Source organism: Streptomyces sp. NPDC087300, from assembly GCF_044744425.1.
Classification (GTDB): Bacteria; Actinomycetota; Actinomycetes; order Streptomycetales; family Streptomycetaceae; genus Streptomyces.
In genome coordinates, this window is the sequence record NZ_JBIUYI010000002.1 from 798602 (window position 1) to 813575 (window position 14974).

A 14974-nucleotide genomic window follows, 5' to 3' on the forward strand; every position below is an offset into this window, starting at 1 on the left:
TCTGTGGGGGATCAGCTGGTGGCCCTGGCCGGCGTCTGGGCCTGGGCCTGGATCGCCGTGATGGCGACGGTGTTGACGATGTCCTGGACGAGCGCGCCGCGGGACAGGTCGTTGACCGGCTTGCGCAGACCCTGGAGGACCGGTCCGACGGCGATCGCGCCGGCCGAACGCTGCACGGCCTTGTACGTGTTGTTGCCGGTGTTCAGGTCCGGGAAGATCAGCACGCTGGCCTGGCCCGCGACGTCGGACTCCGGCAGCTTGGTCGCGGCGACCGTGGGCTCCACGGCCGCGTCGTACTGGATCGGGCCCTCGATCTTGAGGTCGGAGCGGGTGGCCCGCACCAGCTCGGTGGCCTCGCGGACCTTGTCGACGTCCGCGCCGGAGCCCGAGGTGCCCGTCGAGTACGAGAGCATCGCGATCCGCGGGTCCACGCCGAACTGCTCGGCGGTGGCGGCCGCCTGGACGGCGATGTCCGCGAGCTGCTCGGCGTTCGGGTCCGGGTTCACCGCGCAGTCGCCGTAGACGAGGACCTTGTCGGCGAGGCACATGAAGAAGACCGAGGAGACGATCGAGGCCTCCGGCTTGGTCTTGATGATCTCGAAGGCGGGCCGGATGGTGGCGGCCGTGGAGTGCACGGAGCCGGAGACCATGCCGTCGGCGAGGCCCTCCTGGACCATCAGCGTCCCGAAGTAGTTCACGTCCGCCACGACGTCGAAGGCGAGCTCGACGCTGACGCCCTTGTGGGCGCGGAACTCGGCGTACTTGGTGGCGAAGCGTTCCCGCAGCTCGGAGGTGACCGGGTCGATGAGCTCGGAGTCGGCGAGGTCCACGCCGAGGTCCGCGGCCTTCTTGCGGATCTGCTCGACCGGGCCGAGCAGCGTCAGATCGCAGACGCCGCGGCGCAGCAGCACGTCGGCGGCGCGCAGGACGCGCTCCTCGGTGCCCTCGGGCAGCACGACCCTGCGCTTGTCGGCGCGGGCCTGTTCGAGCAGCTTGTGCTCGAACATCATCGGCGTGACGCGGTCGCTGCTGGGCGCCGAGACGCGGTTGAGCAGGTCGGCCGTGTCGATGTACCGCTCGAACAGACCGAGCGCGGTCTCCGCCTTGCGAGGCGTCGCCGCGTTCAGCTTGCCCTCCAGCGCGAAGAGCTCGGCGGCGGTCGGGAAGGAGCCGCCGGAGACGGCGACCACCGGGGTGCCGGGGGCGAGTCGGTCGGCGAGGGTGAGTATCTCCTGCCCCGGCTGTTCGTTCAGGGTGAGCAGGACGCCCGCGATGGGCGGCGTGCCCGCGCTGTGCGCGGCGAGCGAGCCCACCACCAGGTCGGCGCGGTCGCCGGGGGTCACGACCAGGCAGCCGGGGGTCAGGGCGTTCAGGAAGTTCGGCAGCATGGCGCCGCCGAAGACGAAGTCCAGGGCGTCGCGCGCGAGCCCCGCGTCGTCGCCGAGCAGCACGCGGCCGCCGAGGGCGTGGGCGATCTGCGCGACGGTGGGCGCGGAGAGCGCGGGCTCGTCGGGCAGCACGTAGCAGGGCACGGGGAGCCGGGCCTCGAGGCGCTCGTGGATCTCGTCGCGGTCGGCGGGCGCCACCCGGTTGGTGATCATCGCGAGTACGTCGCAGCCCAGGCTGTCGTACGCGCGGTAGGCGTTGCGGGTCTCGGCGCGGACCGACTCGGCGGTCTGGTTCTTGCCGCCGACCACGGGGAGCACGGAGGCGCCGAACTCGTTGGCGAGCCGCGCGTTGAGCGCCAGCTCGTCGGGGAGCTGGGTGGCGGCGAAGTCGGTGCCGAGCACGAGGACGACCTCGTAGTCCCGCGCCACCCGGTGGAAGCGGTCCACCAGCCGCGAGACCAGCTCGTCGGTGCCCTGCTCCGCCTGGAGCGCGGACGCCTCGTGGTAGTCCATGCCGTACACGGTCGCGGCGTCCTGCGAGAGGCGGTAGCGGGACCGCAGCAGGTCGAAGAGGCGGTCGGGCCCGTCGTGGACGAGCGGACGGAAGACGCCGACCCGGTCGACCCGGCGGGTCAGGAGTTCCATCACTCCCAGCTCGACGACCTGACGGCCGTCGCCGCGGTCGATCCCGGTCACGTACACGCTGCGCGTCACGCGTGGTCTCCCCTTCTTCGCTGCCTGCTGATGTCTTCGCCGCCTGCCGATCGGCAGGCGGGCCGGTAAGGGACAAATGGTCCGATATCGCGGCGCTGCCCCCTTGACAATACCTCTGCGGCTGGTTAGGCCGCCCGCCGGACGAAAGGCCCTGGAGCAAGGGCCATAAGGCCCCTGCCCGGGGATCGCACGTGCATCCGTCGGACATCCGTGAGCGGCGACCCCCTTGCGACCGTGGAACAATCGGACCGGCTCACAAGTACCAACAGCGAGCAGGAGACACAGCGCGATGCGTATCGGAATTCTCACCGCGGGCGGCGACTGCCCCGGCCTCAACGCAGTGATCCGGTCGGTCGTGCACCGCGCCGTCACGCACTACGGCGACGAGGTCATCGGCTTCGAGGACGGCTACGCGGGCCTGCTCGACGGGCGCTACCGTCCCCTCGACCTGAACGCGGTCAGCGGCATCCTGGCCCGCGGCGGAACGATCCTCGGCTCGTCCCGCCTGGAGCGCGACCGCTTCCGCGCGGCCTGCGAGAACGCCAAGGAGCTCGCCCAGGAGATCGGCTTCGACGTGCTGATCCCGATCGGCGGCGAGGGCACCCTGACGGCCGCCAAGATGCTCTCGGACGCGGGCCTGCCCGTCGTCGGCGTCCCCAAGACCATCGACAACGACATCTCCGCCACGGACCGCACCTTCGGCTTCGACACCGCCGTCGGCGTGGCCACCGAGGCCATGGACCGCCTCAAGACCACCGCCGAGTCGCACCAGCGCGTGATGGTCGTCGAGGTCATGGGCCGGCACGCGGGCTGGATCGCCCTGGAGTCCGGCATGGCGGGCGGCGCCCACGGCATCTGCCTGCCCGAGCGGCCCTTCGACCCCGCCGACCTGGTCGCGATGGTCGAGGAGCGGTTCTCGCGCGGCAAGAAGTTCGCGGTGATCTGCGTGGCCGAGGGCGCGCACCCGCAGGACGGCACGATGAACTACGGCAAGGGCGCGATCGACCAGTTCGGCCACGAGCGCTTCCAGGGCATCGGCACGGCCCTCGCCTACGAACTGGAGTCCCGCCTCGGCAAGGAGGCCAAGCCGGTCATCCTCGGCCACGTCCAGCGCGGCGGCACCCCCACGGCGTACGACCGCGTCCTCGCGACCCGCTTCGGCTGGCACGCGGTGGAGGCGGCGCACCGCGCGGAGTACGGCAGGATGACGGCGCTGCGCGGCACGGACATCACGATGGTGCCGCTCGCGGACGCGGTCACCGAGCTGAAGACGGTCCCGAAGGACCGGATGGACGAGGCCGAGTCGGTTTTCTGACCGCGCCCCACGACCCGGCCCGCGGCCCTTCGGCCGCCCGGCCACGGTCCTTGGTCCCGGCGGATTCGGGCCGTCAGTCCCGGCCGCCGCGGACCAGGGGCCAGAATTGTTCGAGGATTCGGTCCAGGAAGTCCCGGCCGGCCTCCCCCGAGGCGTCGGAACCCGCGCCGCCGCCCCAGCTCAGGGTCCGCGCCATCCGCGACTGATAGTCCTCGTGCAGCTGCCGCAGCACGCCCTCGATCTGCCGCTTCTCCACCGCCAGCAGCTTGCTCACCGGCCGCACGTACCCCTGCCAGCGGGTGGTGACCGCGCTGCGCAGCAGCTCGGTCAGCGGCTCGGCGCGCCCCGTGACGTGCACGAAGTCGGGCAGCGCCAGATCCAGGACCCGGGCGAGCGCCGCCGACTGCCGCTCGTTCCCGCGCCAGACGCCGGTCTCCTCCATGCGCAGATACGCCTGGATCTCCACGCCCGACTCCCGCGCCACGTCCTCGGGCGCGAGCCCCCGCGCGAGCCGGTGCTCGCGCAACGTCCGCGCCGCGCCCATGAGTTCACCTGGCGAGCACCACAGCGTCGCGGCCAGGGCGGTCAGCTCGGCGGAGGTGGGCGAGGAGAGCCCCCGCTCCCAGGCCATGATCGTGTCGGGCGTGATGTGGGCGAGCCCGTAACTGGCGCGCATGCCGTACGCGACGTGCCCTGGCGCCATGCCGAGCGCTTCACGCAGACGGCGGGCGGCAGGGAAGTTGAAGGGCGGCGTGGGCTGGTGCGGCGGTTGGCTCGGTTGCACGGGCACACCGTAGGCGCCCACGGGGGTGGTGACTACGGTGCGTTTCTACGAGGTTGCGGATTGGTGCGAAGGTACGTACGACGGGACGTAAGGGCACGAGGCGCGCCGCCGCGCCTGTAACCCTCCTCCCTGCCCCTCAACTCTCCCCTCAGCTCTACTCCGGCGCCCACGCGGCCGACAGCGTGGCGAGGCGCTCCCGGTGCCGCGCGATCCAGTCGTCCGGCAGGTCCACGGGCACCACGACAGTCACCATGGAAGTGGTGACGTCCTCGACGACCACCTCCGGGCAGTCACGCTCTCCCCGGAGCCGAACCGAGAGCGAGGGCCCGCTCTCGACCGTCATCCACCCGGCGTCCTCCCCCGCCTCCAGCCGATCCAGGACACGCCCCCACTGCTCCAGCCGCGAGCCCCACAGGGCGAGGTCGAGCCGGCCACGGACGAAGGGCGTCTCGACGACGATCTCGGCCGTGAGCATGTCGGCCTGCCCGGGGTAACGCCCCAGCGCCGTGACGCGGACGGTGTTGCCCTCTTCGTCGGCGAGCAGGATGAGGTCGAGGGGAGTGATGTCGTCGGGCATGGTCCTCGCGAGTGGTTGGTGTCGGCGATGCAGCCGGCCGGTGCGTGCCAATCCGCAGGCCGATGGCCCCCCATGCGTCTTCCCCCGTCACTGCCGGATCGATTTGAACTCTGTTTCCACCGTACCGATCTCCGTCCACCGGTCGCCGTCGCGGCGGTCGAACCAGACCGGCCAGGTGTGGGTCGAGCGGCGCTTGTCGAAGGAGACCTCGTGGAGGATGCCGTTCACCGAGACCTGTTGGATCTCGCGGTCCAGGGTGTGGCGCAGGGAGCTGGGGGAGGCGTCGGTGGGGAGCTTTTGCAGGGCTGTGGCCAGGGCCGACGCGCCGTCGGAGAGTTCGCGGTTGCCCCGGGCGGGGAGGTTCTCGTCGGGCTCGCCCGCGTGGTTGCGGGCGCGGACGACTCCGTCGGGGACGTCCTTGTCGCGTGACGCGGCGCGGGCGAGGTCCGCGGAGTCCGCGCAGGTGCCTTCCTCGTCGCCCTGGGTCAGGACCGGGCCGTGGAAGCCGTCGGCCTTCAGCGCCTTCGACCAGAGCCGCACCGACGTGCCGGTGGGCACCACGACCGCGTCCGCCCGCGCCGCCGCGACCAGCGCGGGGATCCGCGCCGCCGTCACCTCGTCCGGGTCGACGTCGAGACCTTCGGCGCTCGCGCCGCCCGCGCGCAGACCGGTGGCGATCCCGTCCGCCCGGTCCACCCACAGCTTCTCCTCGGCGACGAGCACCCGGCGCGCGCCGGTCTCCGCACGGAGATAGCGCGCCATCGCCTCGCCCTGGCGCGCGTCGTCCGCGGGGACGGCGAACGCGCCACCCGGGTGGGCGTACGGGGTGCAGGTGCTGATCTCGGGCAGGAACGCCTCGTCCGTGTCGTGCACCCAGGAGAAGTCCACGGTGTCACCGATGACGGCGAGCATCCTCGGGTGCTTCGCCAGCATCGCCCGCGCGCTCGTGTCGCCGTCCGCGGCCACCGGCACGACCCGGAACCGCTGGGCGCCCTCCGTGCCGAGCACCTCCTTGAACGCGGACTCGACGGTACGCCGCTGCTGCGTCGTGAACTGCTCGTACTCCGCCTTCTCTTCCGCGTCGGCGTTCTGGTCCGCGCCCACGTGCCGGTAGCTGTGGGCCACCCCGATCTCGTACACCGTCGCCACGTCGCCCGCCGGCGCGCCCGTCACGGCGTCGTCATCCGTGGCCAGCGCGTGCACCCCGAACCCCGCGGGCACGCCGACCACGAGGAGCGCGGCGGCGGTCAGGACGAGTCGTCGCCCACGGAAGCGCGAACGGGAGGAACTGACCGGGGCGGTGGTCTTGGTGACGGGGGCCGGTTGCCGGGTGGTCGGGTCCGCGGGGCGCGGCGCGGGCCTCGTGACCTCCGTCGGCGGCGGGCCCGCCGCCCCGATCCTGGCCAGCGTCGCCGCCGCGTCCCGCGGACGGTCCGCGGGGTCCTTCGCCAGCAGGTCGAGGACCAGCCGCTCCACGGGCTCCGGCACCCCGGGGCGCACCGCACCCGGGCGCGGCGGCGCGTCATGGACGTGGCCGTACATCACGCCGACCGCCGAGCCGGTGAACGGCGGCTGCCCGACCAGGAGTTCGTACAGGACGCAGCCGAGCGCGTAGAGGTCGGTCCGTCCGTCGCCCGGCTCCTGGCGCCACCGCTCCGGCGCCAGGTACGGCACGCTGCCGAACGCCGACTGCCCGGTCCTGGTGAGCCGCGCGTCGCCCGCCGCCCCCGCCGCGCCTTCGACGAATGTCGCGATGCCGAAGTCGACGACCTGCGCGACGCCGTCGTCCCCCGTGACCATCACGTTGCCCGGCTTGACGTCGCGGTGCACGATGCCCGCCGCGTGCGCCACGTCCAGGGCGCGGCAGATGTCCGCCGCCCAGCGCAGCGCGTCCGCGACCGGGACCGCGCCGTCCTCGCGGAGCACCTGGTCGAGCGAGCGGCCCCGTACCAGCGCCATCACCAGGTACGGGGTGCCGCCGTCCTCGCCGTGGTCGTGCACGGCGACGATGTACGGGCTGTTCAGGGCAGCCGCGGCGCGGGCCTCCCGGCGGAAGCGGGCGAGGAGTTGGCGCTGCTCGTCCTCGCCCGCCGTCGTCTCGCGCACCAGGAGCTTGACCGCGACCTCGCGGTCCAGGCTCCTGTCGTGCGCCCGCCAGACCTGGCCCATGCCGCCCGCGCCGATCGGCGCGCGCAGCTCGTACCGACCGTTCAGCAACCGCCCCCGCACGGCGTTCCCCCTTCGACGCCAGTGATCCCAGGCGGGCCGCCGTGGCGCGGCGGCGGCACGGCGGCTAGCGGTTGATGGACTGGATCTCCTGCACCACCACGTCCTGCTCGGCGCCGAACTCGCCGTCGGGCAGGTCCTTCGGCGCGTTCTGCCCGGTCCCGGTCCAGTGGATCTTCCAGGTGACCGTGGCCCGCAGCGGGAACGACGCCTTGCCCGACGAGCGCAGGTACTTCACACCGCAGGGCGGGGTCTGCTTCGACTTGCCCTTGGCGTACGGCTCACCGATCCGGCCGTTCGTGATGGGGCAGACGCCCGCTCCGGGGTACGTCTCGGCGTCCGACGTGCCGGGGTCGATCTTCAGGGAGACCGGTTCGGCGGTCGTCGTCGCCTCGATGCCGAGGACCGGCACCGAGGCCGTCACCGAAACCGGCTTGAACTCCGCGCCGTCGAGCCACGCCCAGGTCGGCAGGTTCACCTTCGTCCCGTTCCCGGGAGCCAGGGACACCTTGGTGCCGGGCACGCGGATCTCGGCGAGGGCGAGCTTCGCCAGGATCTCCGGGTCGATCGCCTCGGGGGCGTCCGGCGGGGGCGGGTCACCCTTGTCGACCCAGAAGGTCTCCTTGTCGCACGAGTCCCAGCCGGGCGGGTACGACTTGTTGGGGAACGACGTCCACCAGTAGCCCTTCCCCTCCTTGTCCATGTTGAAGTCCTTGTACGGCTCGCCCTCGACGTACTTCTTGCGCTGCTTCGCGTCCCACTCGTAGCCCGTGGAGTCCACGGCCCAGACCGCCTCGCGCTCCTTCTTGAACTGGGCGGGCGTGTAGGTGGGGCCGTACCAGCACGGCGGCGGCTTGTAGGTGCCCGTGGGGGCGACCGCGCCGGTCCTGGGTCCCGAGCCGTTCTTGGAGCGGTCGTAGACGATGCCGCCCGCGGAGGCGAGGAGGGAGCCGTCACCGCCGTCCTCCGTGGGGCCCTTGGCATCGCCGTTGGCGGTCCCGCCGTGCCCGGTGCGCGCCGAGGCGGCGCCCGGCACCAGCAGGGTCGCGGCCAGCGCCAGGGCTCCGGCGGCTATCAGTGGCCTGGTTCGTCTCATGGCTGACATGTGTCGTTCCCCCGGTCCGATGTGGTCGTCTCGGTGACCCAGACGCCCTTGTCGTTCAGTCGCAGCCGGCTGCTGTACAGCACGAAGTCGTCCTTGGAAGGCGCCCCGGCCGCGGCGGTCTTCCCGGTCTTGATGTTCTTGTTGTGCGCCTTGCGCTGGTCCTCGCAGTAGACGAGGCCCGCCTTCTTGGTGCCGGAGAGGTCGACGCGCGCGTTGAAGTACCGCTTCTCGCCGGTGATCCGGTCCTTGTAGTCGACGTACTCCTTCACGAACTTCTGGCTCCCGGCCGCGGCCGTGCCCTCCGAGTAGAAGCGGTACGCCTTGTGCAGCGGGTCCTGTTCGGCGATGGCCAGGTCGACGGCCTTCACGTACTGCTCGGTGTCGGCCAGCACCGCGTCCTTGGTCTTGTCGCCCGTCTTCGCCCACGCGAACTCGTACGTGAGGTCCGAAGGCAGCTCGATCTTCGGGCGGTCCGCACGCTGCTCCGGCTCGCTCGGCGCCTTCGGCTTCTGCTCGTCGCCCTGCTCCGCTCCGGCGATCTTGTCGTCGTCCTTCGGCTTGTCCTCGCTGCCGCAGGACGACAGGAGCAGGGCTGCGGACGCGGCGAGCGCGGCCGTCGCTAGGCGGAGAGGGCGGTTCACTGTCGGCTCCTGGCGAGGTGGGAGAGGGCGCGAGTTCAGCACGCTAGTCCCAGCCGATGGCCGATACCAGGTGGTTGAGTCGTGACGAATGGGGTGCGGGGGACGTATGCCTGCGAAGCGATGTCACAGTTCTGTCCCCGCGCGGTGGCCGGTCGGTGCGGTTCCCCTCGGGCGGTCTCCGGGGGCGGTCAGCCCTTCACGGCTCCGCCCAGTGCGAAGCCGCCGCCCAGGCGGCGCGAGACGAGGACGTACAAGAGGATCACCGGGGTCGAGTAGATGATCGAGAACGCGGCCAGCTGACCGTAGACCACGGTGCCCTTGTTGCCGAAGAAGTCGTTGATGCTCACCGACGCGGGCATCTGCTCCGGGGTGAGCAGGAGCATGAAGGGGACGAAGAAGTTGCCCCACATCATGACGAAGGAGAAGACGGTCACCACGGCCACTCCCGGACCCATCAGCGGGAGCACGATCCGCAGCAGCGACTGGAACGACGACGCGCCGTCCGTCCACGCCGCCTCCTCCAGCTCCTTCGGCACGCCGTCCATGAAGTTCTTCATCAGCCAGATGGCGAAGGGGAGTTGGGACGCCGCGAAGAAGAAGATCGTGCCCTGCATCGTGTCGATCAGGTCGACCTGGACGAACAGGGCGTACACCGGGACCATGATCGCCGTGATCGGCAGGCTCGTCGCGAACAGGATCGTCAGCATGAACGGGCGGTTCAGGCGCGACCGGTAGCGCGAGAGCGGATACGCCGCGAGCGCCGCGCAGACCACCGTGAGCAGGGTGCCGCCGCCGCAGAGCAGCAGGCTGTTCAGGAGCGGGGTGAAGGTGATCTCGGGCGTCAGGACCTTGTCGTAGTTGTCCAGCGTGAGGCTGCCGGGCAGCCGCACCCGCAGGTCCGCCTTCGGGTCGAAGGAGGACAGGACCACCCAGGCCAGCGGCAGCACGAACGCGGCGGCCACCACCAGCAGGCCCGCGTCGGCCGCCAGGCGGTGTTTCGTACGGCGTGAACGCAGCGTGCGCGAGGCTCTTTTGGCGGGCACGTCAGACCTCCGTGCGCAGCAGGCGCATATAGACGAGCGAGAACAGCGAGCCGACCAGGAGCAGCAGCAGGGCCACGGCCGTGCCGTAGCCGATCATGCTCTTCTGGAAGGCCTGTTCGTACATGAACAGCGGGAGCGTCTGGCTGCGGTTGCCGGGGCCGCCGCGGGTCATCACCCAGATCAGGCCGAAGACGGAGAGCGTCTGGAGGGTGTTGAGCATGAGGTTCGTGCCGATCGAGCGGCGGATCATCGGCAGCGTGATGTGCCACATGCGGCGCCAGCCGCTCGCGCCGTCGACCTCGGCGGCCTCCGTGATCTCCTTCGGGATCTCGTTCAGCGCGGCGGAGTAGACCAGCATCGAGAAGGCCGTGCCGCGCCAGACGTTCGCGAACGAGACCGCGAGGATCGGGAGCGTGAACATCCAGTTCTGGGACGGGAGATGGAGGAAGTCCAGGACGGCGTTGAGGGTGCCCTCGCGGCGGAAGAACGCGTAGAGGAGGAAGCCGGCGACGACCTCGGGCAGCACCCAGGCCGTCACGACGATCGCCCCGGTGAGGGTGCGGACCGGCTTGGAGGCGCGCTGCATGAGGGAGGCGAGGGCGAGGCCCAGGGTGTTCTGGCCGACGAGGGAGGAGAGGACGGTGAAGACGAGGGTGAGCCAGACGGCGTTCAGGAAGCGTTCGTCGCCGAAGGCTTCGCGGAAGTTGTCGAAGCCGACGAAGCTGGATTCGGCCTGGCCGGTGAGTTGGAGGTCGGTGAAGGCGATGTAGGCGCAGTAGCCGATGGGGCCTGCGAGGAAGAGGAGCAGGAGGATGGCGGCGGGGGAGACGGGGAGGGCGCGTAGGAGGGGGCGGGTGAGGCGGGTCTTCGTGGTGGGTGCGGGTTTCACCTTCGGCACTCACTCTCTGGGGGTGGTGCGGGTTCGGGGTCTTGGGGGCGGCCGGGGGGTTGTACGCCACGGCCGTCGTGGGGCGGGGCCACGGCGGTATGTCCGTCCTCGCTATCCCGGTGAGCCGCCACACCTATGCACCTCGGCTCGTGGCCACCAGTGCTCCGGGCAGACATACCGCCGCGTCCCCTCAGGAGCGCTCGCGGCCGCGGGCCGGTGGGGCCCCCGCTGTGGGCCGGCGTGGGCACAGCACCCGTCGCCGAAGGGCGGTTGTGGGGCGTCGGCCGCGTCGCGGAGGGGGAGTTACTTGTGGGTGACCTCGCCGTCCGTTGCCGAGGAGACTTCCTCGTCGTACGAGGACGCCGCCTTGTCGACCGAGGCGTCGCCCGTCGTCACGGATTCCATCGCCTCCTGGATCGCCGTGGAGACCTTGGGGTACGCGGGGTACGCGGGGCGGTAGTTCGTCGTGGCGACCAGGTCCGTGAAGAACTTCAGGCCCGGCTGCGCCTTGATGTACGAGGGGTCCGCCGCGACGTCCTTGCGGACCGCGATGCCGGAGTTCGCGATGTACCACTTCTGCGCGTTGGCCTTCGTCTGCATCGTCTCGATGAACTTGAAGGCCAGGTCGGGGTTGTCCGCCTTGGAGGGGATCGCCCAGGTCCAGCCGCCGGACATGCTCACCTTGCCGGGCGCCTGCCCGTGCTGGGTCGGCATGGCGGCGAGGCCCAGCTTCTTCGACCACTCGGGCCATGCGTGGCCCGCGCCCTTGCCCCAGTCCTGCGGGAGCCAGGAGCCGTCCAGGTTGATGCCCAGCTTGTCCTCGGGCAGGAGCTCGCCGCGTACGCGCGTGGCGAAGTTGGGGTCGAGCGCGTCCGAGACGTCCGGGCCGAGCTTGTCCTTGTAGACCGTCTCCACGAAGCTCAGGGAGTCCTTGAAGCCCTGGCTGCCCGTGACCCACTTCTTGGACTTCGGGTCGTAGAGGGGGTTCTTGCCCGTGCCGTACGCCAGCATCTCGAAGCCCTGCATCGAGGCCGCCTCACCGGCGGGCTTGCCCGTGTAGACGTTCAGGGGAGTGACGTCGGGGACCTTCTTCTTGATGGTGCGGGCCGCTTCCAGGACCTCGTCCCAGGTCTTGGGCTGCCAATCGGCGGGCAGGCCCGCCTTCTTGAAGATCGCCTTGCTGTACCAGAGGCCGCGCGTGTCGGTGCCGTCCGGGACGCCGTACGTCTTGCCGTCGGCCGCCTTCGCCGCCGACTTGGACGTGTCGATGAACTGATCCCAGTCCTTCCACTTGTCCAGATAGGGATCGAGCGGCTTCAAGTACCCGCTGGTGATGTCGGAGTTGATGAGGAACGTGTCCTCGTAGACCAGGTCGGGCGCGGTCTTGGGGGAGCGCAGCATCTGCTGGAGCTTGGTGTAGTACTCCGAGTCCGGCGCCTTGATCGGCACCAGCTTGACCTTCTTGCCGGGGTTCGCCTTCTCGAACTGCTTCTTGACGTCCGCCAGATAGGTGTCCATGACCCTGATCTGGTTGTCCGTGGACTGCTTGAAGGAGACCTTCACGGTGTCCGGGTCGTCGCCGGAGCCCGAGCCGCACGCGGTGAGGGTGCCGGCGGCGAGCAGGGTGGCGGCGGCGAGGAACAGCGGGGTGGTGGTAGGGCGCACGGGCACGACCTCCTACTGGCCGACGCGGCCGGGTTGCCACGCGGGGGCCGCAACGCGGGGTTGCCCGGTGAACGTAAGGGCGGGCTCGGAGCAAGGTCAATGCCCGTGCGGCGGCTCGGCGTTGATGCTTGTCATCATCGTGACAACGTTGTTATTGGGGGTGCTCTGAAGGGGCGTCCGGTCACTCTGGGGCGGGCAGCCTGCGGTACACCAGTTCCGGACGCCCGACCTGGCCGTACTGCGGACTGCGTGCCGCGTGGCCCGTCTCCACCAGGTGTTCCAGATAGCGTCGCGCGGTGATCCGGGACAGGCCCGCCGACTGGGCGGCCGCGGTGGCGGTCAGGCCGTCGGGGGCCGCGCGCAGGGTGCGTACGACGCGTTCCAGGGTGGGGCCGCTGAGGCCCTTGGGCAGGGCGGCGGGGCCGGGCGCGCGCAGCGTGGCGAGCGCGCGGTCCACCTCGTCCTGGCCGGTGGCCTCGCCGTCGGCGGCGGCCGAGCGGAACTCCGCGTAACGGGTCAGGCGGTCGCGCAGCGTCGCGAAGGTGAAGGGCTTCAGGACGTACTGGACCACGCCGAGCGCAACGCCCTCGCGGACCACCGCGAGATCGCGGGCCGAGGTCACCGCGATCACGTCCGTGGGGTGGCCCGCCGCGCGCAGCGAGCGGGCCAGCTGGAGGCCGTGGCCGTCGGGCAGGTGCAGGTCCAGGAGGATCAGGTCGATCGCGGTGCGGTCCAGGACGCGGCGCGCCTCGGCGGCGGAGTGGGCGGGCTTCTCGGTCGACTCGAAGCCGGGGACGCGGTTCACGTAGAGGACGTGCGCGTCGGCCGCCACGGGGTCGTCCTCGACCACGAGTACGCGGATGGTCACCTGGTGCCTCCCTGGGTCTGGCAGAGGGTTACCTCGAACTGGGCGCCGCCGTCCGGGGATTCCTCGATGGTCAGGGTGCCGCCGTTGCGCGTCACCGTCTGGTGCACCAGGGCCAGGCCGAGGCCCCTGCCGGTGGCCGCCTTGGTGGACCAGCCCCGTTCGAGTACGGCGGTGCGCTGGGCGGGGTCGACGCCGGGGCCGGTGTCCGCGACGCGCAGCAGCAGGCCCGCCGCGTCCGCGCGGGCCGTGACGGTGACGCGGGCCGCGGGGGAGCCCTGGGCCGCGTCCACCGCGTTGTCGATGAGGTTGCCGAGGACCGTGACCAGGTCGCGGGGCGGCAGGGACGCCGGGAGCATGCCGTCGTCGATGCTGGTGTCCTGGGAGACGACCAGCTCCACGCCGTGCTCGTTGGCCTGTGCGGCCTTGCCGAGGAGGAGGGCCGCGAGGACGGGTTCGCTGACCGCGGCGACCACCTGGTCGGTGAGGGCCTGCGCCAGTTCCAGTTCCGCGGTGGCGAAGTCGACGGCCTCGTCGGCGCGGCCGAGTTCGATGAGGGAGACCACGGTGTGCAGCCGGTTGGCCGCCTCGTGGGCCTGGGAGCGCAGGGCGCGGGTGAAGCCCCGCTCGGAGTCCAGCTCGCCGGTGAGCGCCTGGAGCTCGGTGTGGTCGCGCAGCGTCACGACCGTGCCGCGCCGCTCGCCGCCGGAGACCGGCGAGGTGTTGACGACGACCACGCGGTCGGCGGTCAGGTGCACCTCGTCGACGCGCGGCTCGGCGGCGAGCAGCGCGCCCGTCAGCGGCGCGGGCAGGCCGAGGTCGGCGACGTTGCGGCCCACCGTGTCGCCGCGTACGCCGAGCAGCTCCCGGCCGGCGTCGTTGATCAGCGCGACACGGCGCCGCCCGTCCAGCATCAGGAGTCCCTCGCGCACCGCGTGCAGAGCCGCCTCGTGGTAGTCGTGCATGTGGCTGAGCTCGGCGGCGTTCATGCCGTGGGTGCTGCGGCGCAGACGGGCGTTGATGACGTACGTCCCGATGGCGCCGAGGACGAGCGCCGCGGCGGCGACGCCGAGCAGCGCCGCCAGCTGGCCGCGCGCCTTGGCGGTGATCTCCTCGATGGTGATCCCTGCGCTGACCAGGCCGATGATCGGCCCCTTGCCGTCCTCGCCCGCCCTGACCGGCGTGACCACGCGGACCGAGGCGCCGAGCGTCCCGGTGTACGTCTCGGAGAAGGTCCTGCCGCGCAGCGCCTCCGCGGTGTGGCCGAGGAAGCGTTCGCCGATCTGGTCCTTGTCGGGGTGCGTCCAGCGGATACCGCGCGGATCCATGATCGTCACGAAGTCGACGCCGGTGTGCCCCTGCACCCGGCGCGCGTACGGCTGGAGCTCGCGCGTGGGGTCGTCGCCCGCGATCGCCTCGCGCACCGAGGGCGAGTCCGCGACCGCCCGCGCCGCCGCGGTCGCCTGGCGCCGCGCGCCCTCCTCGGCCTGGTGCTTGTCGCTGACGTACGTGAACAGCGCGCACCCGGCGACGACCACCGTGACCAGCACGATCTGCATCGCGAAGAGCTGGCCCGCCAGGCTGCGCGGCAGGCGGCGCGGGCGGCGGCCAGGGGTGCGGGACATGCCGCAAGTCTGCCTGGTCCGTTAAGCGTGAACTAAATGAACGCAAGGGTGACCGGCCTCACAGGGCGAGAGATAGTCACCGGGATCGCCCAGGACGTGAGCCGCACGCACTACGGGCAGCCGCGCACTCGCCGGGC

The 14974-nt window shown here is 71.3% G+C and carries 12 protein-coding genes; 1 reads left to right on the forward strand and 11 read right to left on the reverse strand.

What is annotated here, in order from left to right; all coding sequences use genetic code 11:
* Window positions 1-11: 11 nt before the first annotated feature.
* On the reverse strand, window positions 12-2102 hold the full coding sequence (gene pta, locus ACIO9J_RS09215) for a phosphate acetyltransferase (RefSeq protein WP_401994928.1): 2091 nt from the start codon (window positions 2100-2102) through the stop codon (window positions 12-14).
* A gap of 289 nt (window positions 2103-2391) precedes the next feature.
* Here pta and ACIO9J_RS09220 point away from each other — a divergent pair, with 289 nt between their 5' ends.
* The gene (locus ACIO9J_RS09220) at window positions 2392-3417 is read left to right on the forward strand and encodes a 6-phosphofructokinase (protein ID WP_401994931.1); all 1026 of its coding nucleotides are present in this window, start codon (window positions 2392-2394) and stop codon (window positions 3415-3417) included.
* 73 nt (window positions 3418-3490) lie between these two features.
* Here ACIO9J_RS09220 and ACIO9J_RS09225 read toward each other — a convergent pair whose 3' ends face one another.
* From ACIO9J_RS09225 to ACIO9J_RS09270, 10 genes are all read right to left on the reverse strand, one after another.
* Window positions 3491-4207, reverse strand: coding sequence for a helix-turn-helix domain-containing protein (locus tag ACIO9J_RS09225; RefSeq protein ID WP_401994934.1), 717 nt, complete (start codon window positions 4205-4207; stop codon window positions 3491-3493).
* Between the two features lie 148 nt (window positions 4208-4355).
* Entirely contained in the window at window positions 4356-4778 is a 423-nt protein-coding gene (locus ACIO9J_RS09230) for a DUF5959 family protein (RefSeq protein ID WP_401994937.1), read from the reverse strand.
* Between the two features lie 87 nt (window positions 4779-4865).
* A complete protein-coding gene (locus tag ACIO9J_RS09235; RefSeq protein ID WP_401994940.1) occupies window positions 4866-7007 on the reverse strand; it encodes a protein kinase in 2142 nt (713 codons plus the stop codon).
* A gap of 64 nt (window positions 7008-7071) precedes the next feature.
* Window positions 7072-8100 carry a hypothetical protein gene (locus ACIO9J_RS09240; RefSeq protein WP_401994943.1) on the reverse strand — a complete coding sequence of 343 codons (1029 nt, stop codon included), beginning with the start codon at window positions 8098-8100 and terminating at the stop codon, window positions 7072-7074.
* Window positions 8097-8750 carry a hypothetical protein gene (locus ACIO9J_RS09245; protein ID WP_401994946.1) on the reverse strand — a complete coding sequence of 218 codons (654 nt, stop codon included), beginning with the start codon at window positions 8748-8750 and terminating at the stop codon, window positions 8097-8099. The genes ACIO9J_RS09240 and ACIO9J_RS09245 overlap by 4 nt, the downstream gene beginning before the upstream one ends.
* 188 nt (window positions 8751-8938) lie before the next feature.
* Window positions 8939-9793, reverse strand: coding sequence for a carbohydrate ABC transporter permease (locus tag ACIO9J_RS09250; protein WP_401994949.1), 855 nt, complete (start codon window positions 9791-9793; stop codon window positions 8939-8941).
* Window position 9794: 1 nt separating this feature from the next.
* Window positions 9795-10691, reverse strand: a complete 897-nt coding sequence (locus tag ACIO9J_RS09255; RefSeq protein WP_401994952.1) for a carbohydrate ABC transporter permease — start codon at window positions 10689-10691, stop codon at window positions 9795-9797.
* Window positions 10692-10985: 294 nt separating this feature from the next.
* The gene (locus tag ACIO9J_RS09260) at window positions 10986-12353 is read right to left on the reverse strand and encodes an extracellular solute-binding protein (RefSeq protein ID WP_401994955.1); all 1368 of its coding nucleotides are present in this window, start codon (window positions 12351-12353) and stop codon (window positions 10986-10988) included.
* 175 nt (window positions 12354-12528) lie between these two features.
* The gene (locus tag ACIO9J_RS09265) at window positions 12529-13215 is read right to left on the reverse strand and encodes a response regulator (protein ID WP_401994958.1); all 687 of its coding nucleotides are present in this window, start codon (window positions 13213-13215) and stop codon (window positions 12529-12531) included.
* A complete protein-coding gene (locus ACIO9J_RS09270; protein ID WP_401994961.1) occupies window positions 13212-14837 on the reverse strand; it encodes an ATP-binding protein in 1626 nt (541 codons plus the stop codon). The genes ACIO9J_RS09265 and ACIO9J_RS09270 overlap by 4 nt, the downstream gene beginning before the upstream one ends.
* Window positions 14838-14974 lie beyond the last annotated feature (137 nt).